Genomic DNA, 24,587 nt, shown 5'->3' with positions numbered 1-24,587 from the left:
AACCCGCGCGGGGAGGGGCGGAAGGGCACCGGTCAGCGGAACCGGCCGTCCCTCACGGTGACGCGGCGGCCGGTCCATTCCTCCTCGGTCATGGAGTCGAGGGACTCTGTGGAGGTGGCCAGGGTCCTGGCGGTGGGGGTGGACAGGACGGCGAAGGCTCGGGATGGCCTCTCGCCCTGGTAGGTGACCGTGTAGCCCTCGACGACCGCCTCGCCCGTATGGCCCGGGTCGAGCGGGAGCGCCGCCGGGTCCGCCGGGACGTCCTCGCAGCGGAAGCCGGCGGCGGGCGGGCCGGTGGACCACAGCGCGGCGCCCTGCTTGGTGAGCATGCCGGAGACCGAGGTGACCAGGCCAGTGGCGCCGGGGTCCTCGCGGAGCACCCGGGCCATCTCGGCGGTCGCCTGGAGCACGTAGTTGTTCAGCGGGCCGCCCGCGAACGGCATCCCGCCGGTGACGGTCAGGTCGTCGCGGCCGGTGAGGCCGAGCTCACGGGCCTGGATCCGGACTGCGGAGGGGAAGCAGCTGTACAGGTCGAGGTGACCGGCGTCGGCGGGCGCGACGCCGGAGAGCCGGGCGAGGGCCGTTCCCACGGCGGCGAAGCCCGGGGAGCGGTGCAGGGACGGCCGTGCCGTCACCGGGACCATGACGTTCGACTCGGCCGCGGCCAGCGGGAACACCCAGTCGTGCCGCGGGATGCCCAGCGAGGCGGCGGCATCCGCCGAGCAGAGCAGCAGGGCCGCCGCCTGGTCGACGTTCCACTGGGAGCAGTGCCACTTGCGGTAGGGGTAGGAGAGCATGTCGGGCCTGCCGGAAACGGGGTGCGCGGCGAGGCGCTCGAAGCCGGACCACAGGCGGTCCAGTTCCCGTTCGTGCTCGGCCGGGGAGAGCCCCTCGGCCGCCCGCAGCGCCGTCTCCATCACGGCGTACTGCTGCACCGGGAGGACGAGGCCGCGCTCGGTCTCCAGCGGGGCGACGATGTCGCGCGCCGGCTCCATCACCTCGTCAGGGGCCGGGCCCGCCTCCTCTTCGGGCAGGGCGGTGCCGGCGATCTTCGCCCGCAGCCGCCGGTGCCGTCCCTCTCCTCCGGCCACCAGCGCGACGTCCACGGCGCCGGACGCGATGCCGGCGCAGGCTCTGGTGATCAGGGTCTGCTGGAGGACGCCGATCCGGGCGACGACCGTGCGCGCCGCCGGGCACAGTGCGCGGCCGGGGTCGGCGTACCGCCATGTGCCCTGGGGGACGAGCACCAGTTCCACCCGCTCCAGCAGGCCTCGCGGGGCCGCCGCCAGGGCCGCGCGGCGCATGAGGCCGAGCACGTCGAGAGCCTCCAGCGGGTCATCGCACCGCTGCCCGGCCGTGCCGGCTCCGACCAGTACCGGGGTTCGCGGGTCCACGGCCACCTACCAAGTGCTTGGTATCAACTCCTGGTGGCACCTTACCCAGGACGCCTACACGCGGGCGTGCGGCACCCCGCCGAGGAGGTTCTCGCGCCCCCAGGCCCCGAGCGGGGCCAGGGCCTGGTTGAGGGAGGCGCCGAGCGCGGTCAGGGAGTATTCGACGTGCGGCGGCACCTCGTCGTACACCTCGCGGTGCACGATGCCGTCGTCCTCCAGCTGGCGCAGGTGGGAGGCGAGCACCTTCTCGGTGATGCCGGGCAGCAGCCTGCGCAGCTCGCCGAAGCGGCATGGCCTCTTGTCCAGCGCCCAGAGGATGAGCACCTTCCACTTCCCGCCGATCAGCCCCATCGCCGCGTCGATGCCGCAGATGTGCGTCCCCGGCCTCCGCGCCGTCGCCATCGCCCAGCCCTCCTGCCTGCTCGCTAACCCCCGGGTAAGCGCGCACTTGAAAGTGCGTACTTGAGCGTTTCCGGAGCCCGCCGCAAGCCTAGTCCGCATGGAGAACAGCATTTCCGACAAATCGGACCTCACCCTTCTCGGACTCGGCGCCATGGGAACGGCGCTCGGGCGCGCCTGGCTGGCCGCCGGGCGGCGGCTGACCGTCTGGAACCGCACCCCCGGCCGCGCCGAGCCGCTCGCCGCCGAGGGGGCGCGGGTCGCCGCGACGGCGGCGGAGGCGGTGGCCGCGAGCGATCTGGTCGTGGTCTGCCTGCTGGACGACGCCTCGGTCGGGGAGGCCCTGGCGACGGTGGATCTGGCGGGCAAGGACCTGGTCAACCTGACCACCGGCACCCCCGCCCAGTCCCGGGCCCGGGCCGAGTGGGCCCGCGGGCGCGGCGCCCGTTTCCTGGACGGCGGCATCATGGCGGTCCCGCCGATGATCGGCGTCCCGGACTCCGGCGCGTACATCTTCTACAGTGGGTCGCGGGAGTCGTACGACACCCACCAGGACACCCTCGCCGTCCCCGCGGGCCGGCGCTACGTCGGCGAGGACGCCGGCCACGCCGCCCTGCACGACGTGGCGCTGCTGAGCGCGATGACCGGGATGTTCGCCGGCGTCGCGCACGCCTTCGCGTTGATCCGCAAGGAGGACATCGCGCCGAAGGACTTCGCGCCGCTGCTCGTCTCGTGGCTGAACGCGATGGCGGGCTACGCCTACGGCATCGCCGAGCAGCTGGAGAGCGGCGACTACACCAGGGGCGTGACCTCCAACCTCGCGATGATGGTGGAGGGCAACGCCACCCTGCTCCGCACCGCCGAGGAGCAGGGTGTCAGCCCCGAGCTGCTGACCCCCTTCATGGCCCTCATGGAGCGCCGCCTCGCCGGCGGCCACGGCGACGAGGGGACGACGGGGGTGATCGACCTGCTCGCCCGCTGACCCCGCCGGCCGCTCACTCACCCCAGGGGTGGCGCCCAACCGGTATTTCTGCCTGTACGCCTGTCGGGGGCTCGTGGCATGCTCCCGGCAGTCACGTACCTGAGCGGAGGACGGGATCTGAGCGTGCTACGTCGACTGGGGAGGATCCCCCGGCCCGAGGCGAGGGCCGAGGCCGAGGCGGCGGCCTACGCCTACGCGACCAGGCTCCTCGCCGAGACGCGCGAGGAGGTCAACAAGGCCGACGCCAAGGCCCAGGTGCTCCTCGGCATCGCCGGGGTCGGCCTGGGGGCGGTGACCGGCGGGCTGATCGCGGGCAGCTGGACACCGTTCAGGCTGGCCGATTCGGTGGAGTGGCTCTGGTGGACGGGGGCGGTGGCGGCGCTGGCCTCGCTGGCGTGTCTGGCGGGGGCGGTCTATCCCCGCACGGGCGTCTCGGAGATCGGCGATCCGAGGACCGTGGCGTACTACGGCGACGTGGTGCGGCTCGACTCGGTGCAGGCGCTGGTGAACGCGCTGGTCAGGACCGCGCGGCCCGATCTGCGAGGCGTCGCCGACCAGGTCCGCAGGCTGAGCCGCATCGTCGATCGCAAGTACCGGCTGATCCGGTGGGGCTTCTGGCTGCTGTCGGCGGCGGTCGGGTCCACCATCGTCTCGGTCCTGCTCGACCTGGTCCTGCGGTGACCCTGCCGGCGACGGCGGAGCACCGGGCCGCCGACGGGCACCCGGGCGGGACAAAGCGCGGCTTCGCCGGGAACACAGCGTTCTTAACCTGCGGTTATGCGAATGCCAGACGCGGCGGCGGCGCGCGGCGCGGCCGCCCTGCCAGGGGGACGCTAGGGGTTACAAGCTCCGACAAGATCGGAGAAACTGGCCTCGAAAGCGTCTGCGGCGGCCCAATAAGGGGTAAACAGGAGGTGAGGTCGGGTCCACGCACCTCGCCCGACCGCGGTACCGCCCCGTGAGGAAAGGGACCTGTCCGCCGACTAGCGACGAGGGAAGTGTGAGCCCGTACCTAAGGAGACGCACGTGAAGCGGATTCTCATCACACCACGGCCGAGACCACCGCGCCGACCCAGCCCCCTTGATCTTCGCAGCCCCTCAGGCCGGGTGCTCCCCTTCTAGCGCCTCCGCTTCGAAGACCTGCCCCGATAACACAGGGCGATGTGGACGACCCCGTCGTGCAGGCGGGTTGTAAGCGATCCGCAAGGTGTCATTCCTACCTTTTGTGTCGCGACGAATCACTAGGATGCCTAGCTCGTCGACCACGAAGATCACTAGGAAGGGCACATAATGAGCATCACCGTTTCCCGCCGCGTCCTCGCCGTCACCACGGCGTCCCTGTTCCTCTCCCTGAGCGCCGCGGCCTGCGGTGGCAGCGGCGACAAGGCCGTCTGCAACGACGCCCTACAGGCGCTCCGCGACTACAGCTCGCAGGTGGCGTCCACCGCCGGCGACTTCGACAAGTTCAACCAGGCGAGCGCGGACCTGGGCGCCAAGCTGAAGGACCTGTCCGGCAAGGCGGACGGCGACCTCAAGAGCACGCTCAGCGACATGGCCTCCTCGTGGGGCTCGCTCAAGGTCGACGCCAAGAACCCGGGCGCAGCGGCGGGTGACCTGCAGAAGGCCGCCAACGAGGCCGCCGCGGCCTCCACGAAGCTGGGGACCGCCTGCGCCTGAGCCCCGTTTTCCGCACATCGCCCTAGGTTGATCACTGACGGTGCCGGACCGCATATAGCGTCTGACCGGGGAGATCCGGGCTCGTGCGGAAAACAGGCCTAAGCCCTGGTGGCCGCCAGCCGGTAGGAGCGCTCGAACCCTTCCAGGACGGCCGGCCAGGTGCAGCGGGTCAGCTCGGTCTCCCTGTTGTGCAGGGCGATGAGCTCGCGTAGCTCGTGATCACGCGCGAGCCGCGCCACCGACCCCGCGAGCTCGTCGAAGGTACGCCCGAGCAGCCCCTCCTTGCCCGGCCGTACGAAGTCGGCGACCCCGCTCTGCGCCCTGGCCACCACCGGCAGCCCGGCAGCCCGCGCCTCCAGGGCCGCGATCCCGAACGACTCCCTGGGCGCGGGCGCCACGAAGACGTCGGCCGAGGCGAGCAGCTCGCGGATCTGCTCGCGCGTGTAGCGCCCGGGCAGCGAGACCCAGCCCTCCATGCCGTGGGAGCGCAGGAACCGCTCCATCGAGCCGCGCGCGGGCCCGTCCCCGACCAGGGTGGCCCGCATCGCGACGCGCCGGGGCACGCGGCGTCTCGCCGCCAGCAGGAGCTTGAGCAGCCGCACCGGCTGCTTGCGCGGGGCGAGGCGCCCCACGGCCACGATGTGGATCCGGTCAGGGTCGCCGGCGCGCGGCTCCCCGGTGGGCCGCCACGCGGAGACGTCGAGGCCGTTGGACACCACGTCGACGGGCACGCGCCCGCCCACGACGGCGCGGATGGGACGGGCGGCGGCGTTGCTCACCGTCGTGGCCACGATGGGCCAGCGGGTCCATCCGTACAGCGCGTCGAGCCCGCGGTACAGGGCGCGCGTCACGGGATCCCACATGCTGTGCACGGTCACCACCACCGGCAGCCCGGCACGCACGGCGGAGCGCACGCCCATCCAGGCGAACGGCGAGACCGCCCCCGCGTGGACGTGGACGACGTCGGGGCGCCGCGCGGCCATCAGGCGGCGCAGGTGCCGGCCGCCACGGGGGTGGACCGGCAGGTCGAACGGCAGCGGGGCGGTGATCCGGTGCACGCCGGTGAGGCGTTCGCCTGGGGTCGCGGTGGCCACCTCGACCTCGTGGCCGGCGTCGGACTGCGCCCGTACCAGATCGGCAACCTGCACCTCGATGCCCCCGAGCCGGGGCAGATAACAGTCACTGATGTGGAGGATCCGCACCCCGCCAGCCTTGCAGAGCCCGGGAGCCGCTTCAAACGGCCCCGGGGACGGTCCGCCTCCTCCTGCGGGATGACCCGCCGTCCCGCGATCACGGAGATTTCCGGAAACGTTCTTGAACGGTTCGGGGACGCGTCCCGGGGAGGCACCCGGGACCTCGGCGGGCCGGTCATGGAATCATGGCGGCGTGGCACGTACCGCGGTGTTCTTCCACGCCCATCCCGACGACGAGGCTCTGCTGACGGCCGGGACCATGGCGATGCTGGCGGCCGAGGGCCATCGGGTCGTCCTCGTCGTGGCGACCGCAGGCGAACGCGGCCTGGCCGACCTCCCCCACGGCGACGAGCTGGCCGAGGCGCGCACCGCCGAGCTGTACGCCTCCGCCGCCGTGCTCGGCGTGGCGCGCGTGGTGCTGCTCGGCTACGGCGACTCGGGGCTCGGCGACGACGGCGGCACTGGTGACGACCGCCCCGACAACGCCTTCATCGACGCCGACATCGAGGAGGCGGCCCAGCGCCTGGCGGCGGTGCTCAAGGAGGAGAGCGCCGACCTGCTCACGATCTACGATCCCGCCGGCGGCTACGGTCACCCCGACCACGTGCAGGTCTACCGGGTGGGGCAGCGGGCGGCGGGCATCGCGGGCACGCCGATCCTGCTGGAGGCCACGGTGAACCGCGATCCCCTGCTGAGGGGGCTACGGCTGGCGCAGCGGTTCTACCGCTTCCCCCCGGAGTTCGACGTCCGTTCCTTCGAGCGGGCCTACTCCCCCGGCGAGGTCATCACCCACCGGGTCAACGTCCGCAAGTTCACCAAGGTCAAGCGGGCCAGCATGGCCGCGCACGCCACGCAGGCGACGGGCGGCGACGGCGACCGTACACTCGGGGTGATGCTGAAGATCCCGGGTCCGTTGTACCGCCTGATCTTCGGCACCGAGTGGTACGTGCGGCGCGACCTGCCGCCGGGCACGCGGCTGACGCACCCGTTCGACGACCTGCCGGACGACGCCGGGTAGCGGTCTTCCCGCCGCGGGATGAGGATCCTCCTCCCGGGATACTTGCTGGTGAAAAAGGCCCTCTCTGGAGGGAACAGCCTTTTCCATCACGGGGTGGGACATGTCCGTCCGAGGTCAGGGAGATTTCCTTCTGGAGGAGGAGATCCCGGGTGCGGGGGCGCGGGCAGACTGGGAGGCGCGCGGCCGTACGGCGGGGCGGACGGCGGCACGACATCGATCGATGGGGGCACCCTGATGAGGAAGAAGTGGGTCCAGGCAGGCCTGTCGGCCGTCTCCCTGGCCCTTGCCGTCCTGCTCGTGGTGTTCCTGCCACAGCTGGTGCACGGCCTCACGGGGGCGAACGTCAGCTGGCACGAGATCGGCGCGCTGTTCGGCCGGATGAGCTGGCAGATGATCCTCCTGATGACGGTGCTGTGGCTCGCCAGCCTTTACGCCTACACGTTCGTGATGACCTCCGCGCTGCCCGGCCTCACGCACCTGCAGGCCCTGACCCTCAACGCCGCCGGAAGCGCGGTGAGCAACCTGCTGCCGTTCGGCGGGGCCGCCGGGGTGGCGCTGACGTTCGGGATGACCAGGGGCTGGGGCTTCACCACACGGCCCGTCGTGGTCTACACGGTGGTCACCGGCATCTGGAACACCTTGTTCCGGTTCATCCTGCCCGCGGTCGGCATCATCGCCCTGCTCATGGCCGGCCGCATCCCGAGCGCCCGGCTGACCAGCGCCGCGTGGGGCGGGGCGGTTTCCATCCTGGTGCTGGTCGCCGTGGTCGCCGCCGCGCTGTACTGGAAGCCCGCCGCCGACCTCCTCGGCCGCGTGCTCGACAAGCTCATCGGCCTGCTGCCCCGCCGGATCCGTCCCGCCGAGCACGCCGCCTCCGACGCCATCCACCGGTTGCGCGCCGACACCGCCGAGATCGTCCGCCGCCGCTGGGCGGGCCTGTCGTTCGGCATGATCGCGTTCCTGGCCCTGCAGTGCCTGATCATGGCGGCCTGCGAGGTGGCCACCGGCTCCTACCCCGGCCCGGCCGAGACCGTGGCGGTGTTCGCGATCAGCCGGGTGCTCACCAGCGCGCTGATCACCCCGAGCGGCGCCGGCATCATGGAGGGCGGCACCGCCCTGACGCTGATCGCCTTCGGCCAGCCCGCCGGGGCCGCCACCGCCGCCGCGATCCTGTTCGGCTTCTGGACCTACACGATCGAGATCCCCTGGGGCGGCCTCGCGCTCGGGGCGTGGTCGCTGCTGCGCCGCCGCAACCCCGTCGACGACCGATCGCCCGAACCGGCCTCCCGCGCCTGACCGCGCCGCTCCTCCAGATCGCTCGCGGCGCACCCGTCGTCGGACACCGTCGGTCACCTGTAGCCTCGTGACACCCTGATCTGTCGAGGTTCCCGTCGCAGGCGGGCAGGAGTAGGAAGGCGGGCCCAGGCGAATGCCTTGTCGTGCTCGGCGGGCCCGCATAGCGTGGCGACTGACATGGTGACGTTCCGGGTACTTGGACCGGTCGAGGCGTACGACGACGACGGCGAGGTCGACCTCGGCGGGCTACGGCAACGCGCTGTGCTCGCGCGCTTACTGGTCGCGCGCGGCCAGGTCGTGCCGGTCGACACGCTGCTGTTCGACCTGTGGACCGACGAGGGGGCCAAGGGCGCCCAGTCGGGGCTGCAGGTCTACATCTCCCGTCTGCGCCGCGTCCTGGAGCCGGGACGCCCACGCGGGGGCCCGAACCGGCTGCTGGTCACGGTGGCCTCGGGTTACGCCCTGCGCACCGCGCCCGAGCAGGTCGACGCGATCCGCTTCGAAGGCATGGTCAGGTCGGCGGGCAAATACCTCGAGAACGACGACCCCGAGCGGGCCCGCGCGAGCCTGGAGACCGCGCTCGGGCTCTGGCTCGGCACCCCGTACTCCGACTTCGCCGAGCAGGCCTGGGCGGAGGCCGAGGTCAGCCGGCTGGCCGAGCTGAGACTGGTCGCCCGCGAACGCCACGCCGACGCGGGGCTGCGCCTCGGCCTGCACGCCGAGACCGTTCCCGACCTGGAGGCCCTCACCGGCGAGCACCCGCTGCGCGAGGAGGGCTGGCGGCTGCTCGCCCTCGGCCTCTACCGCTGCGGCAGGCAGGGCGACGCGCTGGCCGCGCTGCGCCGCGCCCGGACGACCCTGGCCGACGAACTGGGCATCGACCCCGGGCCCGCCCTGCGGAAGATGGAGTCCGACATCCTCTCCCAGGACGCCGGCCTCGACCTCGTGGTGCCGCAGCGGCCCCGCTTCGCCGAGGCCGTCGGCACCTGGCCGCCGCGCCCCGAGAGCCACGCCGCCGACCTGCCCCCGCTGGAGCCCGAGCCGTTCGTCGGCCGCGACGCCGAGCTGGCCCGCCTGACCGGCGCCGCGCCGCACGCGCTCGCCGGGCGCTTCACCGCCGCCGTCGTCGGCGGCGACCCCGGCGCGGGCAAGACCACCCTCGTGCGCCAGGTCGGCCTCGCGCTCGCCCGGCAGGGCTGGATCACCGCCTTCGGCGGCTGCCCCGACAGCAGCGCCACCCCGCCCGGCTGGGCCTGGGTCGAGGTCCTGCGCGCGCTCGTCGCCGTCCGGGGGACCGGAGAGTACGGCCCGCTGCTCGCGCCGCTCCTCGACGACGCCGCCCCCGCCGACGAGGACGACCAGGCGTCCGGCGGCTTCCGCCTGCACCGGGCGGTCGGCGGCTACATCGCCGGCATCGCCCGCGAGGCCCCGGTGCTGATCGTCCTGGAGGACCTCCACTGGGCCGACGACCAGACCCTCGCCCTGCTGCGCGCCCTGCCGAGCCTGCTCGCCACCAGCCGGGTGCTGCTGGTGGTGACCTGCCGCGACGGCGAGCTCGACGACCAGCAGTCCGACGTGCTGGCGGCGCTCGCCCGGCTCGGTCCCGTGCGGGTCGGGCTCGAAGGGCTCGACCAGGAGGCGGTGGCCGAGCTCGTACGGGCGACGTGCGTCCGCGAGGTCGACGAGGACGCCGTCAGCACGATCATCGAGCGCACCGGCGGGAACCCGTTCTTCGTCCGCGAGACGGTGCGGCTGCTCGATTCCGAGGCCACCGGGGGCCGGGCCACCGCCGCCGAGGTGATCTCCGAGGTGCCCTCGGGCGTGCGCGACGTGCTGCGCCGCCGCATCGCGCGGCTGCCGGTCACCGCCCAGCAGATCCTGCTGCAGGCGGCCGTGATCGGGCGTGACGTCGACATCGACGTGCTGGTGGACGTCTCGGGCGACGAGGACGCCGTCGTGGACGCCGTGGAGGCCGGGCTGCTGGCCGGGCTCGTCACCGAGCCGGGTCCCGGGCGGCTGCGCTTCGACCACGACCTGGTGCGCGACACGCTGTACTCCGACGCCTCGCGGCTACGCCGGTCACGCCTGCACGCCGCGGTGGCCTCGGTCATCGAGAGCCTGTCGCCGTCCGACGTCGCGGCCCTGGCCCACCACTACGACGCGGCGGGCACCGCCGAGACCGCGTCCAAGGCCGGGCGTTACGCCGGCCTCGCCGCCGAGCAGGCCGAACGCCGCTTCGCCCATCGTGAGGCCGCGACGTTGTGGGAGCGCGCCATCGCGGCGTTCGACCGCGCCCACCCGGTGGGCGGCCCTCCCAAGGACCGGCTGCTGCTGCAACTGCGCCTGATCAAGGCGCTGGCGCTGTGCGGCGACATGACGGCCGCCCGCGCCCGCCGCCGCGAGGCGATGGAGGCGGCGCTGCCCCTCGGCGACCTGGAGCTGACCGCCCGCGTCGCTGCGTCGGTGGCCGTGCCGTACAAGGGCATCGCCCGCGATCTCACCCGCACGGCGTGGGAGATCGTCGACGTCACCGAGCGGGCGCTCATCGAGCTGCCGCCGGGCGAGCAGTCCCTGCGGGCCAGCCTGCTGGCGACGCTGGCGCTGGAGCTCGAGGGCTCGGCGACCGGGCGGGGGTACGAGGCGTCGCTCGAGGCGGAGGAGCTCGCCCGCCAGAGCGGCGACCCGGCGCTGCTGGCCGTCGCGCTGAGCGGACGGCTTAGGCAGTCGTACGCGATCACGGTCGTCGACGAGCGCGAGGCCATCGGGCGCGAGCTGCTGGAGGTCGGGGCCGCCTCCGGGCAGATCGCGGTCCAGGCGCTCGCCCACCTGGTGCTGATGGAGTGCGCGGCGGCGCGCGGCGACTTCGCCGAGGCCGACGCGCAGATCAGCGCGGCCGAGCGGCTGGCCAGGCGGTACGACCTGCCGTCGGCGTCGGCCGTCGGGGCCTGGTACGCCGGGCAGCGCCTGATGATCGCCGGCGACTACGCCGGGGCCGAGCGGGCGTACCGCGACGCCGCCCGCCTGACCGCCCGCGCCGGCATGCTCGAAGGACGGCAGGACCTCCCGCTGATCACCACCTTCTGCCTGCGCCTGGTCGACGGCAACGCGGCCGACATGGTCGATCCGCTGGAGGAGGCCCACCGGCGGGGGGCCAAGTGGACCCTCGACGCCTACGCCGTCGCCCTCGCCTCGGCGGGGCACATCAAGGACGCCCGCGCGGTGGCCGCCACCAGGACGGCCGTGCGGCCCGACTTCCTGTACGAGCTGGCGATGACCTGGCGTGCGCTGGCGGGCATGCTGCTCGGCGACCGCGACCGCATGCAGGACGCCTACTCCACGCTGGGCCCGTTCGACGACCGCATCGCGGGGGCGGGCACGGGCGTGGTGGCACTGTGGCCGGTCGCCCAGACCCTCGGTGACCTCGCCCGCCACCTCGGCCAGCCCGAGGAGGCCCGAAAGCACTACGAGAAGGCCCTGGCAGTGGCGGAACGGGTGGGCGTCCCCCGCTGGGTCACCGCCGCCCGTACATCCCTCGAACTCTGACTTCGCGTTTCAGGTGGCGGTCGGCGTGATGGCCGGTCCTTCCGGCACGGCCCGCGGGCCCGCCCCTGCCGGCCCCACGACCGGGGTGAGCGGTGTCGGCGGGGCCGATCACCGTGGCGGGTGCGGTGAGGATCACGGTCGCGGTGGCCGCGGCTCCGGCGTCTCGCTCCTCCGCCGTCGCGCCGAGGTACGCCCCGGCGAAGGCGAGGCACGCGACCAGCAGCTTCGCGATGGTGGCCGCCCCGCCCGTGATGACCGACACCGCTCCGCCCGCAGGCCTTCGGCCGCCGCGCGCTCCCATGTCCCTCCCCTTTCGTCCATTCAAAGGTGTAGCGGGCGGGGGTTGCCTCCTACTTGCCGTCGGCTTGCAGCCTCCGGAGGAGACACCGGGACAGACCCGGGGCCGGTATGTCCGCAGACGTGCGATCATTACCGGATGCGCATGGTGGTTCTCTCCCTCCTCGCCGCCACCCTGGCGGCCGTCGGCCTGGTCGACCCGGCTCTCGCCCGGTCCGCTCCCCAGGTCACCGCCAAGGAGGTCTACCTGGTCGACGCCACGACGGGAACGGTCCGTTTCGCCAAGCGAGAGACGCGCCGGGTGCCCGTGGCGAGCCTGACCAAGATCATGACTGCCTACGTCGTGCGCCGCGCCGCCTCGCTCGACGACGTGGTGACGGTCTCCAAGGCCGACGTCCGGCACGCGGCCGAGAGCGGAGCCACCGCCGCGGGGCTGCGGGGCGGCGAACGCCTGACCGTGCGCGACCTGCTGTACGGCCTGCTGCTCCCCTCGGGCGCGGACGCGGCGGGCGCCCTGGCCCGGCGGTACGGGCCGGGCGAGAAGGCGTTCGTGGCGAAGATGAACAGCACCGCCCGTGCCCTCGGCATGGCCGACACCAACTACACCAACCCCGACGGTCTCCCGCAGACCGGCGGTGACTACTCCACGGCCAAGGACCAGGTCACCCTCGCCGAGGCCGCCCTCAAGGACCCCGTCATCGCGACGATCGCCCGCACCGAGAAGTACCGCGTCGGCAAGACCGCGGCGCACCGGGCCCACACCTGGCACAACAGCAACCGCCTGCTGCCCGACGAGGCGGAGGGCATGAAGACCGGTTACACCAAGAAGGCCGGGTTCTGCCTGATGTTCGTCGCCGAGCGGGAGGGCCACACCCTCGTCGGCGCGCTCCTCGGCGAGAAGAGCGACGCGGCGCGCTACCGCACCGCCCGCAACCTCCTGGACACCGCCACCGACGCCTGACCGGCTCGGGGCCGGCGGTGGCTTGAGGAGGAGGGAGGGTGAGGGACGAGCCCGGACGACGACGAAAGCCGCCGCCTCAAGCAGGCCCCGAGCCCGCCGAGCGGAGCGAGACCATCGAACAGAGCTCGCCCCCTCAAGCAGGCACCGAGCCCGCCGAGCGGAGCGAGACCATGAGTGCAGGCGCGGCGATCAGGCGTCCTGCCCGCGCATCAGGCCATGGCAGGCGATGGCGGCGGCGGCGACCACGTTCAGGGAGTCGACACCGAGCTCCATCGCGGCGGAGCTCATCGGGATGCACACCGGCTGGTCGGCCTCGCGGAGCCAGCGGGAGGACAGGCCGTCGCCCTCGGAGCCGAGCATGAGGGCGACCCGCTCCCCCCTCGGCACCTTGTCGATGGGCACGGCCGACTGGTCCGGGGTCAGGGCGAGGAGCTGGAACCCACAGGCCCGCAGGTCGTCCAGACCGTGGTGCCAGTCGGTCATCCGGGAGTACGGCACGGCGAACACCGCGCCCATCGACACCTTCACCGACCTGCGGTACAGCGGGTCGGCGCAGCGCGGCGACAGGACGACGGCCTCGACACCGAGAGCGGCGGCACAGCGGAAGATCGCGCCGACGTTGCCGTGGTCGACCAGGTCCTCCAGGACGAGGACGCGCCGGGGCGGGCCGCCGGCGCGGGGGCCGAAGCGGGGATCGGGCCCCGGCTCGCCGGCCAGGAGATCGCGGACCGGCGGCAGTTCCAGCCGGGCCATGGAGGCGAGCGCGCCCCTGTGCACGGCGAATCCGGCGATGCCCTCCATCACCTCGTCGGAGACCAGGTAGACGCGCGCCTCGCCGAGCACGTCGGCCAGCCCGGGCAGCCATCGGGGCGTCGTCAGCACCGACCGGATGGGGTACCCGGCGGCGACGGCCCGCCTGATGACCTTCTCGCCCTCGGCCATGAAAAGGCCTCGCTCGGCCTCCAGGCTCTTGCGCAGCTCGACGTCGCGCAGCCGTACGTAATCGGCCAGCCGGGGGTCGGCGGCGTCTTCCACCGGTATGAGCTCAGGCACGAGACAAGCGTATGGCCCGCGCGAGCTGCCACAGCAGGACGTACACGGTGAGCGCCCCGCAGGTGCCGACCAGCAGGCCGACCCCGGTCTTGGTGATCACCCCGGCCCAGCCGAAGGCCGGGTTGGGCGGGTCGACCAGGGTCCACAACCCCGAGGCGAGGCACGCCGTCACGGCCGTGCCGGCCAGCACGCCACGCCGTACGACGACCGGCAGCACCGGCCGGGAGACCTCGCCGCCGTCCCCGCCACGGCCGCGCGCGCCGTTGGTGCCGGGTGCGGCGGCCGGCGAGCGCAGGGCGCGGGCCGCCCACCAGGCGACCACGGCCAGCCCGGCGACCGAGGAGGCGTACTGCATCAGGCGGAACCCGGTGAGCCAGCCGAACACCGGGGCGGTCATCCAGCTCCATCCCCAGAACTCGGCACCCCAGCTGTGGGTGAAGGAATCCCAGAACACGTGGGTGGCCGCCCCGACCGCGGCCCCCAGGACGATGGTGGGGAACCTGCGCCAGGACGGCCCGGGCAGCGCGGCGACGCGTGCCGCGATCGGAGCGGGGGACAGCGCGGTGAGCGGGTCACGGAAGACGAACTCGAAGAGCGCCAGCAGCACCATGACCGCCACCACGTCGGTGGTGACGACCCCCTTGGGTGAGTGCCACCCGGTGTAGTCCGTGAGGTAGGGCAGGAACATCGGCAGGTCGGGCACCATCGACCCCACGGCCAGCGCCCACGGGTCGAGCACCCGGCGCGTCGCACGCGAGGAGACGAGCGGGATCACCGCGGCGACATGGCTCGGCGTGAAGGGCACTGGCTCTCCTCTGTGAAGACGGCCCTGGAACGGTCCCACGGCCACCGCCGTCCGGACAAGATTGACACTCGGGCTCACACCAGCACGGACACCGGACGGTGGCGCCACCCACCAGACCAGTGACCTCACCCCCGCATATCGGCACGGGCCACCAAATACCGGGACCCAGAACCCCCCACCTGTCACTCACACCGGCGCGAACCATCAGGCACCCGACAACAGCCGTACACCCGTTACGACCACACCATCGGCGTGAAAGGGAAATGCCGGAGAAGACGCCCTCGCCTCCCACCGCCCCACCGACACGGCTCATCAGATGCTCGGCAACGGCCGGGCAAGGTCCGGTTGTCCACAGGCTGCCGGACGAGCCGTTCGACACAGAAGGTAATCGCTAGACTACGAAGCGCTGTGTACGGCCGGTTCCGACGATCGGGGGCGATGGTGCCAGATCAGCATACGCAGGCGCCGCCCTCGGCCCCGGCGGCGTCGTGGCTGCGTGACGCGCGCACGGCGAGGGCCCTGTCGGTCGCCACCCTGATGTGGCTGGGCGCCGAGAGTTCGCTCGGGCTGGCGGCAGGGCTGGCGGCCCATTCCGTCGCGCTCATCGGGTGGGGGTGGTCCTCGCTGGTCGAGGCGCTGGCCAGCCTGATCGTGATCTGGCGTTTCACCGGGCGCCGGCTCCACTCCGGCACCGCCGAGCGGCGGGCCTGCAGGGCGGTGGCGGTCAGTTTCTGGCTGCTCGCGCCCTATCTCGTGCTGCACGTGAGCTACGACCTGGTGGCGGGCGAGCGTTCGGCGCCGACCGCGCTGGGCATCGTCGTCACGGCGGTCAGCCTGGTGAGCATGCCGGCGCTCGGCCTGGCCAAACGCCGGCTCGGCGCCCGGCTCGGCTCGGCGGCGACCAGGGGCGAGGGCACGCAGAACCTTCTGTGCGCCATCGTCGCCGGCTGCGTCCTGGCCGGGCTCACCGCGACCTCGTTCGGCCTGTGGTGGCTCGACCCGCTCGTCGCGATCATGCTCGCGGTGGTGGCCGTCCAGGAGGGGTGCCGGGCCTGGCGCGGCCACTCCTGCTCCCACTGAAGCCCGCTCGCCCACCGGCGAGGGGGTAGCCAAGGACCCGGGCAACCGCCGCCGCACCCTGCCGAAGGTCTCGGCGAACCACCACCGACCCCTGACATGGATCCCACGGAACCATCTGACCCGTACCCCGCCACGCGTCCCAGAGCACCCCGCGGCCCACATTCCCCGCCGAAGCCCCTGGGGAACCGTCAGCGCGCCGACCGGCGCCGGGGCGCGCGGCCGAGAGGCGGATCTCTCGGACGGACCTGCGGAAACACTCCCGGAACGGTGTCACGTGGTTCGCCGGATCCGGGTGCTGAGGGTAATCACACCTGGAAATGATCGGTTTTGCGCCAATAACCCCTAACGCTATGGTTCCGTAAGCATTACCCGCGATCTCCCTATATGGTCGCTGGAAAGCGCGCGATGCCGGGAAAAGATCGACCTTTAAGAGGCCACCGTGGGCGGACGTCACCGTACAGACGAGCTGGAAGGCGGCTACAACCCTTATCAGCAGCCGACAGGCCGTCGCCGCGCGAGCCGGGGCAAGGTGCTGGTACCCCTGGCCGGAGCAGTCGCGCTCGCCGTGCTGCTGGGCGTCGCCGCGTACGTGATCGTGACCCGCGACGAGGGTTGCGGCGGCGGCAAACTCGCGCTGCGCGTGGTCGCCTCCCCCGACATCGAGCCCGCCATGACCAAGTTCGCGGAGGCCTACAACAAGTCCGGCGCGACCGTGGACGGCAGGTGCGTCGCGGCCTCGGTGAAGGCCGCCGATCCGGCGGGCGTCACCAGTGCCATCGCCGGGTCCGGTGTGACGAGCGGCAAGTTCGACGCCGACGTCTGGATCCCCGACTCCAGCCTCTGGCTGGCCAAGCTGAGCTCGGGCCAGAAGGCCGCGGGCCTGCCGGCGCCGGTCGGCTCGGTGGCCCGCTCACCGGTGGTCCTCGCCGCGCCGAAGACCGTGGTCGAGAGGCTGCGCAGCGCGTTCGGCGAGGCGAGCTGGAGCGGCCTGATGTCGGCCGCGAACGCCGCCACCCCCGACGGCCTGGGACGTAAGATCCGCGTCCTGCCGCTGGACCCGACGGTCAACGCGGCCGGGCTGAGCGCCCTGCTGGCGGGTTCGAGCGTGCTCCAGGCGTCGGGCTCCGGCGAGGAGCAGCTCGTGGGCGTGCTGCGGCAGTTGTCGGAGAGCGCCGTGACCACCCCGGGCAACATGTTCGCGAGCATGGCCAAGCAGTCCTCGCGCGCCCCGATCGGCATCGCCTCCGAGCAGGCGATCTGGGCGTACAACGCCAAGGGCAAGCCCGGGCAGATCGTCGCGCTCTACCCTGCGGAGGGCACGATCAGCCTCGACTACCCGGTCGTGGTGACCGCCAAGGACAAGGCCACCCAGGACGCCGCGAAGGACTTCGCCGCCGCGCTGTCCACCACGCAGGGGCAGCAGACGGTCCGCGAGTACGGCTTCCGCACCCCCGACGGCAAGGGGGGCGGCGCGCTCAGCCCGGCCAACGGGCTGCAGCCGGCCACGCCCCGCGCCCTGAAGACCCCGCAGGCCTCCTCGGTGACGAAGCTGTCGCAGGCGTGGTCCCGGCTCAGGCTCGGCAGCCGCATCCTGGCCCTGCTCGACATCTCGGGCACCATGGCGCTGCCCGCCGTCGGCGTTCCCGGGGACCGCATGCATCTGATCGCGCAGACGGCCACCGAGGGACTGAAGCTGTTCCCGGACAAGACCGAGCTCGGCACCTGGATCTTCTCGACCAACCTCGACGGCAAGGGCGTCGACTACCGCGAGGCGGTGCCGATCGGTCCGATCGGCGCGAAGCTCGGCGGTGTCACCCGCCGGGAGGCGGTCATCCGGCAGCTCGCCGCCATCAGGGCGAAGGCCACCGGTGACACCGGCCTGAACGACACCCTGGCCGCCGCCTACGACAAGATGAAGGCGGAGTACGAGGCCGACAAGATCAACACGATCCTGGTGTTCACCGACGGTGTCGGCAACGACGATCCCGAGGGCGGCATCTCCAACGCCGCGATCCTGAAGAAGCTCCGCCAGGAGTTCGACCCGGCCCAGCCGATCAGCATCATCATCGTCGCGCTCGGCGCCGACGACGCGGCCGGCCGGCGGCAGATGCAGGCGATCGCCAAGGCGACGCAGGGGCAGGCGTTCTTCCCGAACACCGCGCTGGAGATCCGCAAGGTCTTCCTCGAGGGCATCTCCCGCCGCATCTGCGCCCCGAAGTGCAAGGCCAGTGCGAGCTAGCACCGGCGACGGCCCGGGCTTAGGCGCCCGATCCCGGTCCCCCGCGGGTCCGGGATCGGGCGCCTTTCGACTTTGCGGGTCCGGGCGGCGGATCGATCGCGGAGCGTCACCGCGTCGGCACGACCGCGTGACCGGTCCTCACCTCATCAGTGATGTCTCGAAACAGCAGTCCCAGGAACCCCTAAAAACGCCATTTTCCCAGCTCATACCTGCTGATTATCAAATAATTCGGGGTGAACCAGTCCCGGGTAACGGGCGTCCTACGCGTGTGGGGCCTGGCGCGGGCAGGGGAAATTCTCGCGAAGTACGCGACCGGAAAGCCAGGTACCCGTCCTGCGGGGAGGAAGATTCGTGCCCGGATGGCCGAGCGTCGGCCGTGCCGACGATCAACGACTGGTCGAGGCCCTGTGCCGTGCGGAGAGCCGCGCGGCGGACGGCCTCTACGACGCATACGCCGACCGACTCAATGACTACGCCTGTTCGGTGCTCGGGGACACCGACGCCGCCGCCGACTCCGTCCACGACGCGCTCGTCACCGCCACCGGCCGGGCCGGTGAGTTACGCGAGCCGTCCCGGCTGCGCGCCTGGTTGTACGCGCTGACGCGCTTCCAGTGCGCGTCCCGCCAGGGCCGTACGCCGGCGGCCGGCATGGCGGCCGAGCCGTTCCTCGAAGGGAACGAGGACGACCCGGAACTCGCCGCGATCGTGCGGGAGGCCCTGGCCGAGCTCGGGCAGAAGGATCGGGAGGTGCTGCTCCTGGCCCTGCGCCACGAGCTCACCCCCGCGGAGATCGGCACGGTGCTCGGCCTGACTTCGCGTCAGACGGGGAGCCGGCTCGCCCGCGCCCGGGACCATCTGGAGAACGCCGCCGCCGCCGTGATCCTCGCGAGGACCGGACGGGCGCACTGCCCCGACCTCTCGGCGCTGCTCGACTCCATCGAGGGGCCGCTCCCCCAGGCGTTGCGCCGCCGCCTGACCCGGCACATCATCGGCTGCAAGGAGTGCACGGAGGGCCGGCACCGACGGGTGTCGGCCGAGCGGCTGCTCGACATCGTGCCCGTGGCCTTCCCTCCCCTGTCACTGCGCCGGAGGATCGCCGAGACCTGCGCCCAGCCCGAGCGCGGCCCGGACCGGACGGCGATCATGGCGGCGTCCGGCGTGTTCGACAAGGAGGGCTTCCCCCCGGTGGCCGCCGCCGAGCGCCGCGGCGGGCACGGGCGCACGCCGGAACGCGGCGTGGTCGCCGAGCGCCGGGCCGGGCAGGAGCGCGCCGAGATCACGCTCGCGTACCCGTCCCCGGACGGGCGGGGCGGCCGGCGGGCGGGGACGGGCAAGCGGGCCGCGAAGGCGGCGCGCAAGGCTTCCCGCAGGTCGGCCCCCGTGTTCGCCGCCGTCGCCTGTGTCCTGGTGGCGACCGGCGCGATGGTGGTGGCGAGCGGACGGGACGGCTCGCCGCCCGGCGGCGCGACGCAGACGCTGCGCTTCCCCAGTCACACCCCCGGCGAGCTGCAGATCAGCTACGCCCCTCAGCCCTCGGACGCGCCGGCGGAGACGGAGACGCCCGCGCCGTCCGCCACGCCGCCGCCGTCCGCCACGCCGGCGCGGACGGCCGGCGCGTCCCCGTCGCCCGGCGGCGCGAGGCCGAGGCAGTCGCTCCCGACGGCGACCCGCACCCCCAGCCGTCCGGCTCAGGCCCCCGCCGGGAAGCTCGTGGTCTCCTGTCCCGGCCCGCTGGGCGGAGAAGGCTCGGGTGTGATCCTCGTCTCGGCGAGGAACGCGACCGTCGCGTGGTCGGCGAACGCCACCGCGGGGGTGACGGTGACCCCCGCGAGCGGGGTGCTGAAGCCGGGTGTCAAAGCGCGGCTGACCGTGATCGTCTCGGCGCCCGAGGAACCCGGGAAGGCCACGGTGACCTTGCGTTCCGCGACCGGCGGCCCCTCCTGCGCGATCTCGTGGGACGGCCAGGACGACCCGCCCGCCGGCTCCGATCCGCCTCGGGATCCCGACCCCACGCCGGGCCCGTCCGACTCGGCGACTTCGACCCCTCAGGCGAGTGAGCAGTCGAGTGTGGACGCCACCTGACCGCGCGCCGTGTCGGTTTTTGCCGTCTTCGGGGGGTACGTTGGTGAACAGCTTTCGGTCTCTGGCGTCCCAGTGGCACCACCGGCATCAATGGCCGCCGGGGGGGTGACCCCGCGGTCCACACAACGGTTCTTGCCATGAGGGCTGTAAACCGTTGACCGGGGTAGGGCGTCGGCATTGACGATCGCATAGCGTGGTTGGTCCTATGAGAAGAGCGATCAACCAGGTCATGAATCGGCCTTGACCAGCGGAGCCAGGAGAGATGCGTACGAACAGGACAGCGCTCACTTGGGTGCTGGCGGTCGCGTGCGCCGCAGGCGCGGTAATCGCACTCGCCGACATTCAGACTCCGGCACGCCTGATTCTTACCCCTTTGTTCCTTTTGGTAGTGCCCGGGGCATCGGTCGTAGGACTGTTGCGTGATCGTGACCCTCTTGCTGCTTTAACTGTCGGCGCTGCGGCCAGTCTCGTTATAAACGTTTTGCTGGCCGAGGCGATGCTGTTGTTCGACGCCTGGTCCCCCCGCGCGGGAGTGGCCACCGTCGCGGTTCTCGGTGGCTTTATGTGGGTGCTTCGGTCTTTGTACCGGGGGAACGGCAGCGTGCACACCGAACAGGGGGCCGGTTCAAGGTGAAAGTCACGGTCGTTCGGCCCGGGGAGCTCGGCAAGCCCGAGCTGTCCCGATGGCGCGAGCTTCAGCAGGCGACTAGCACATTGGACAATCCTTTCCTATCCGTCGAATTCACTCTCGCCCTCGGCAGGCTACGGTCCTACGTGCGCGTCGCGGTGATCGAGGACGGCGGTAAGACGGTCGGATTCCTGCCCTTCGAGAAGCACGCCTTCGGCATCGGCAAGCCCCTCGGCAGCTGGCTCACCACCTGCCACGGCCTCATCGCCTCCACCGACCTGAGGCTTCCCGCCCGCGACCTCATCCGCGCCTGCGGCCTTTCGGTGTTCGACTTCGACCACATGGTCGCCGGCCAGCCCACCTGGGCCGCCCACGAGTCGGCCGTGCGCCCGGTGCCGATGATGGACCTCACCGAGGGCTTCGAGGCGTACGTCGACTACGTCCGCGCCAACTCCCCCAAGAACTACAAGACCGTTCGCTACAAGGAACGCAAGCTCGCCCGCGAGCAGGGCGAGATCCGCCTCGAGTGGCGCGCCACCGACCCCGCGACGATGCGGATGCTGACCGGATGGAAGTCCGACCAGTACCGCCGCACGGGCCGGGTCGACCGGTTCGCCCAGCCGTGGATCGTCGAGCTGCTCGACGAGATGCACGCCTGCGACTCCCCGTACTTCGGCGGTGTCCTCACCATGCTGTACGCCGGAGACACCCCGGTCGCCGGCCACTTCGGCCTGCGCACCCACCACACCCTGGTCGGATGGTTTCCCGCCTACGACCCCGAGTTCGCCCGGTACTCCCCCGGGATCATGCACCACTTACACATGGCCGAGCAGGCCGCCTCCCACGGCCTGGGTCAGGTCGACATGGGCAAGGGAGGCCGGGAGTACAAGAGCTGGCTGAAGAACAGCGTCACCCACGTCACCGAGGGCCGGGTCTCCCGTCCGTCGGCGACCGCCGCCGTGCACTGGATGGGACGCACCCCCGTGAACAAGGCACGGAGCATCGTCGTCGATCGGCCCTCGCTGTACCGGCTGGCCGATCGGCTGCTGAAAGGCTTCGGCCGAGTCCGCACTTCTCTCCAGCCCGAAACAGTCGAAAAGGAACCATCGGGGGTGCGCTGAAAGCTCCCCCGAGATCTGCGAAGAGCCCACACCCTCTGCTGCTCTGACCGGGACGGAGATTCCCTTCTCCGTCCAGTCGCGCCGGTCCTGTTGGCAGTCGCCGCCGATGTCAGACCGCCCGGAAGGACATCCCTCGAATGAGTCCCGAGATCACCAAGCACAACGGGAAAACTCAGCTTCACAACCTGAGGCCACTGCCCACAGTGGACCGTTTCACCCCCCTCACCTCTCACCTGGCCATTTCCCCGACCGTCAGCGTGGTCATCCCGGCCATGAACGAAGCGGAGAACCTTCCGCACGTCTTCGCCACGCTGCCGCACTGGATCCACGAGATCGTCCTGGTCGACGGCAACTCCGCCGACGACACCGTGGCGGTCGCCCGTCGCCTGCGCCCGAACCTCCGCGTCGTCCAGCAGCGCGGCAAGGGCAAGGGGGACGCCCTGCGTGAAGGATTCGCCGCCTGCACCGGCGACATCATCGTCATGATCGACGCCGACGGCTCCACCGACGGGCGCGAGATCATCCACTTCGTCGGCGCCCTGGTCACCGGGGCCGACTTCGTCAAGGGCTCCCGGTACGCCAGCGGCGGTGGCAGCGACGACCTCACCTTCAGCCGCCGCCTGGGCAACAGCGTCCTGCGCTCGCTGGTCAACTGGATCTACGGCACGCAGTACACCGACCTCTGCTACGGCTACAACGCCTTCTGGGCCCGCCACCTGCAGGTCCTCGACCTCGACTGCGAAGGTTTCGAGGTCGAGACGGTGCTGAACATCCGCGCCGCCAAGGCCGGGCTGAAGGTCCACGAGGTGCCGAGCCACGAGCGCTGCCGCATCCACGGCGAGAGCAACCTGCGCGTCGTCCGTGACGGCTGGCGTGTGCTCAAGACGATCCTGCGCGAGTGGCGGCGTCCCACCGTGGAGATCGCGCCGGCACCCTCCGCCCAGGCGGCCGACGACCAGGCCACCGCCGACCAGGGCGCGGCCTAGCCGAAATGAAGATCTCCGTCGTCATCTGCGTCTACACCGAGGAGCGGTGGGACGACATCAGGGCCGCCGTGGAATCGGTGCGCGGCCAGAGGCGTCAGCCGCACGAACTGATCCTCGTCGTCGACCACAACCCCGAGCTGCACCTGCGGCTCAAACGGGAGTACACCGACGCGATCGTCGTGGAGAACACCCACGAACGGGGACTGTCCGGCGGCAAGAACACCGGCGTGGCCACCGCCACCGGTGACGTCGTGGCCTTCCTGGACGACGACGCGGTGGCGGACGCCGGCTGGCTCGAGGCGTTCGAGGAGGCGATGGATGGCACCCCGGCCGTCGTGGGGGTCGGCGGGTTGACCAGACCGATGTGGGACACCGGCCGCAGGCCGCGGTGGTTCCCCGACGAGTTCGACTGGACCGTCGGATGCACCTATCGCGGCCTTCCGGCCGAGCGCAGGCCCATCCGCAACGTGATGGGAGGCAACGCCGCCTTCCGCAGGGAGGTCGTCGGCCAGGTCGGTGGCTTCCATTCCGGCATCGGCCGAAGCGTCCAGGGACGCAAGAGCCGCCCCCTCGGCTGCGAGGAGACCGAGTTCTGCATCAGGCTCTCGCAGCGCAGGCCCGGTTCGCTCATGATGTTCGAGCCGGACGCGATGATCGGCCACCGTGTGCCCGCCTCGCGGGCCACGTTCCGCTACTTCCGATCCCGATGCTACGCCGAGGGCCTGTCCAAGGCCCTGGTCGCGCAGAGTGTCGGTGCCGGCGACGGGCTGTCCAGCGAGCGCAGCTACGTCGCGCGGACACTGCCGCTGGGCGTCCTGCGCGGGGTCGCCGCGACGCTGCGCGGCGACCCCGCCGGGCTCGCCCGCGCGGGGGCCATCGTCGTCGGCCTCGCCTGGACGACGTGGGGATACGCCGTGGGCGCCCTGCGGCTGCGCGTGCGCGGCGCCCGTGCCGGGCGAACCATCGAGAACGAACGGTAACGGCATGCGTGTCCCGATCCTGATGTACCACTCCGTCACCGACCGCCCGAACGGCGCCACGCGGCCGCTGGCGGTGCGCCCCTCGGTGTTCGAGTCCCAGATGACCTATCTGAAGGACCGCGGGTTCACCCCCTTCACACTGGGCGACATGGTCGCCACCCTGTACGGCACGGGTGGCGCGCCGATGCCGGAGCGGCCGATCGTGATCACCTTCGACGACGGGTACGCCGACTTCCACTCCGAGGCGCTGCCCGTCCTCGAACAGCTCGGCTTCCCTGCCACGGTGTTCCTGACCAGCGGCTGGGTGAGCGACGCGGGCTCCGACGCCGCGGGCCGCCCGCTCGACCGCATGCTGAGCTGGAGCCAGGCACGCGAGGCCGCCTCCTGCGGAATCGAGATCGCCGGCCACAGCCACAGCCATCCGCAGCTCGACCAGTTACCCGACGCGGCGCTGCGCCAGGAGTTGCGCCGCAACAAGGCCCTGCTGGAGGACAAGGTGGGGCGCCCGGTCGCCACGATGGCCTACCCGTACGGCTACTCCAGCGCCCGGGTGCGCCGGGAGGTGCGCAAGGCCGGCTACTGGGCGGCCTGCGCCGTGGCCAACGCGCTGGCGGGCGACGCCGACGACGTGATGGCACTGCCCCGGCTCACCGTGAGCCGTTCCACGACCATGAACCGCTTCCGGCGGGCGGTCGAAGGGCGGGGCGTCCCGATCATCTATCTGAAGGAACACGCGCTGACCAAGGGTTACGCCGTCGTGCGCCGCACGCGGTACGGCCTGCGCCAAGTGGTCGGGCGTGAATGACGTAACCGCGGGCAGCACGCCTCGCGTCGAAGAGGGGGTGACGCGACC

Annotated in this window: 20 protein-coding genes; 14 read left to right on the top strand and 6 right to left on the bottom strand. The window is 72.0% G+C overall.

What is annotated here, in order from left to right; genetic code table 11:
* Positions 1 to 32: 32 nt before the first annotated feature.
* Together KIK05_RS19670 and KIK05_RS19665 are read right to left on the bottom strand one after the other, a co-directional pair.
* A complete protein-coding gene (locus KIK05_RS19670; RefSeq protein WP_214412207.1) occupies positions 33 to 1,394 on the bottom strand; it encodes a hypothetical protein in 1,362 nt (453 codons plus the stop codon).
* 54 nt (positions 1,395 to 1,448) lie between these two features.
* Positions 1,449 to 1,796: a winged helix-turn-helix transcriptional regulator gene (locus KIK05_RS19665; RefSeq protein WP_214412206.1), complete on the bottom strand. Its 348-nt coding sequence runs from the start codon at positions 1,794 to 1,796 to the stop codon at positions 1,449 to 1,451.
* A gap of 97 nt (positions 1,797 to 1,893) precedes the next feature.
* On the opposite strand from KIK05_RS19665, the gene KIK05_RS19660 reads away from it, so the two are divergent.
* The 3 genes from KIK05_RS19660 (at position 1,894) to KIK05_RS19650 (ending at position 4,452) form a co-directional block, all read left to right on the top strand.
* Positions 1,894 to 2,775, top strand: coding sequence for an NAD(P)-dependent oxidoreductase (locus KIK05_RS19660; protein WP_214412205.1), 882 nt, complete (start codon positions 1,894 to 1,896; stop codon positions 2,773 to 2,775).
* Positions 2,776 to 2,898: 123 nt separating this feature from the next.
* The gene (locus KIK05_RS19655; RefSeq protein WP_214412204.1) at positions 2,899 to 3,456 is read left to right on the top strand and encodes a Pycsar system effector family protein; all 558 of its coding nucleotides are present in this window, start codon (positions 2,899 to 2,901) and stop codon (positions 3,454 to 3,456) included.
* A gap of 609 nt (positions 3,457 to 4,065) precedes the next feature.
* Complete coding sequence (locus tag KIK05_RS19650; protein ID WP_214412203.1) at positions 4,066 to 4,452, top strand: DUF8711 family protein; 387 nt, start codon at positions 4,066 to 4,068, stop codon at positions 4,450 to 4,452.
* A gap of 98 nt (positions 4,453 to 4,550) precedes the next feature.
* Here the strand turns inward: KIK05_RS19650 and KIK05_RS19645 are convergent, their stop codons facing one another.
* Positions 4,551 to 5,654 (bottom strand): glycosyltransferase family 4 protein, encoded by a 1,104-nt coding sequence (locus tag KIK05_RS19645; protein WP_214412202.1) that lies wholly within the window; start codon positions 5,652 to 5,654, stop codon positions 4,551 to 4,553.
* 184 nt (positions 5,655 to 5,838) lie between these two features.
* On the opposite strand from KIK05_RS19645, the gene KIK05_RS19640 reads away from it, so the two are divergent.
* The 3 genes from KIK05_RS19640 to KIK05_RS19630 all read left to right on the top strand — a co-directional run bounded on the left by KIK05_RS19640 (position 5,839) and on the right by KIK05_RS19630 (position 11,502).
* Positions 5,839 to 6,663, top strand: a complete 825-nt coding sequence (locus tag KIK05_RS19640; RefSeq protein WP_308250010.1) for a PIG-L deacetylase family protein — start codon at positions 5,839 to 5,841, stop codon at positions 6,661 to 6,663.
* 234 nt (positions 6,664 to 6,897) lie between these two features.
* On the top strand, positions 6,898 to 7,959 hold the full coding sequence (locus KIK05_RS19635; RefSeq protein WP_214412201.1) for a lysylphosphatidylglycerol synthase domain-containing protein: 1,062 nt from the start codon (positions 6,898 to 6,900) through the stop codon (positions 7,957 to 7,959).
* A gap of 177 nt (positions 7,960 to 8,136) precedes the next feature.
* Positions 8,137 to 11,502: an ATP-binding protein gene (locus KIK05_RS19630; protein WP_214412200.1), complete on the top strand. Its 3,366-nt coding sequence runs from the start codon at positions 8,137 to 8,139 to the stop codon at positions 11,500 to 11,502.
* On the opposite strand, the gene KIK05_RS19625 is transcribed toward KIK05_RS19630, so the two are convergent.
* Positions 11,471 to 11,764, bottom strand: a complete 294-nt coding sequence (locus KIK05_RS19625) for a hypothetical protein (RefSeq protein WP_214412199.1) — start codon at positions 11,762 to 11,764, stop codon at positions 11,471 to 11,473. The genes KIK05_RS19630 and KIK05_RS19625 overlap by 32 nt on opposite strands.
* A gap of 174 nt (positions 11,765 to 11,938) precedes the next feature.
* Here KIK05_RS19625 and KIK05_RS19620 point away from each other — a divergent pair, with 174 nt between their 5' ends.
* Positions 11,939 to 12,760, top strand: a complete 822-nt coding sequence (locus KIK05_RS19620; protein WP_250563065.1) for a D-alanyl-D-alanine carboxypeptidase family protein — start codon at positions 11,939 to 11,941, stop codon at positions 12,758 to 12,760.
* A 189-nt stretch (positions 12,761 to 12,949) separates the two neighbouring features.
* On the opposite strand, the gene KIK05_RS19615 is transcribed toward KIK05_RS19620, so the two are convergent.
* Entirely contained in the window at positions 12,950 to 13,813 is an 864-nt protein-coding gene (locus tag KIK05_RS19615) for a TrmH family RNA methyltransferase (RefSeq protein WP_214412198.1), read from the bottom strand.
* On the bottom strand, positions 13,806 to 14,618 hold the full coding sequence (locus KIK05_RS19610) for a DUF4184 family protein (RefSeq protein WP_214412197.1): 813 nt from the start codon (positions 14,616 to 14,618) through the stop codon (positions 13,806 to 13,808). Before KIK05_RS19610 ends, KIK05_RS19615 begins: the two co-directional genes overlap by 8 nt.
* A 438-nt stretch (positions 14,619 to 15,056) precedes the next feature.
* Between KIK05_RS19610 and KIK05_RS19605 the strand changes: the two genes are divergently transcribed.
* From KIK05_RS19605 to KIK05_RS19575, 7 genes are all read left to right on the top strand, one after another.
* The gene (locus KIK05_RS19605; protein WP_214412196.1) at positions 15,057 to 15,698 is read left to right on the top strand and encodes a cation diffusion facilitator family transporter; all 642 of its coding nucleotides are present in this window, start codon (positions 15,057 to 15,059) and stop codon (positions 15,696 to 15,698) included.
* Between the two features lie 439 nt (positions 15,699 to 16,137).
* Positions 16,138 to 17,937, top strand: a complete 1,800-nt coding sequence (locus KIK05_RS19600) for a substrate-binding and VWA domain-containing protein (protein ID WP_214412195.1) — start codon at positions 16,138 to 16,140, stop codon at positions 17,935 to 17,937.
* Positions 17,938 to 18,288: 351 nt separating this feature from the next.
* Positions 18,289 to 20,019: an RNA polymerase sigma factor gene (locus KIK05_RS19595; RefSeq protein ID WP_214412194.1), complete on the top strand. Its 1,731-nt coding sequence runs from the start codon at positions 18,289 to 18,291 to the stop codon at positions 20,017 to 20,019.
* Positions 20,020 to 20,793: 774 nt separating this feature from the next.
* The gene (locus KIK05_RS19590) at positions 20,794 to 21,768 is read left to right on the top strand and encodes a GNAT family N-acetyltransferase (RefSeq protein WP_308250009.1); all 975 of its coding nucleotides are present in this window, start codon (positions 20,794 to 20,796) and stop codon (positions 21,766 to 21,768) included.
* Positions 21,769 to 21,905: 137 nt separating this feature from the next.
* Complete coding sequence (locus KIK05_RS19585) at positions 21,906 to 22,754, top strand: glycosyltransferase family 2 protein (protein ID WP_214412192.1); 849 nt, start codon at positions 21,906 to 21,908, stop codon at positions 22,752 to 22,754.
* 5 nt (positions 22,755 to 22,759) lie between these two features.
* A complete protein-coding gene (locus KIK05_RS19580) occupies positions 22,760 to 23,734 on the top strand; it encodes a glycosyltransferase family 2 protein (RefSeq protein WP_214412191.1) in 975 nt (324 codons plus the stop codon).
* Between the two features lie 4 nt (positions 23,735 to 23,738).
* Positions 23,739 to 24,539, top strand: a complete 801-nt coding sequence (locus tag KIK05_RS19575) for a polysaccharide deacetylase family protein (protein WP_214412190.1) — start codon at positions 23,739 to 23,741, stop codon at positions 24,537 to 24,539.
* Positions 24,540 to 24,587 lie beyond the last annotated feature (48 nt).

Origin of the sequence: Sphaerisporangium fuscum (assembly GCF_018531465.1) — a bacterium.
In the GTDB taxonomy this organism is placed as follows: Bacteria; Actinomycetota; Actinomycetes; order Streptosporangiales; family Streptosporangiaceae; genus Sphaerisporangium; species Sphaerisporangium fuscum.
The sequence above is the reverse complement of the archived record's forward strand: the minus strand, read 5'-3'. Positions and strand labels throughout refer to the sequence as shown.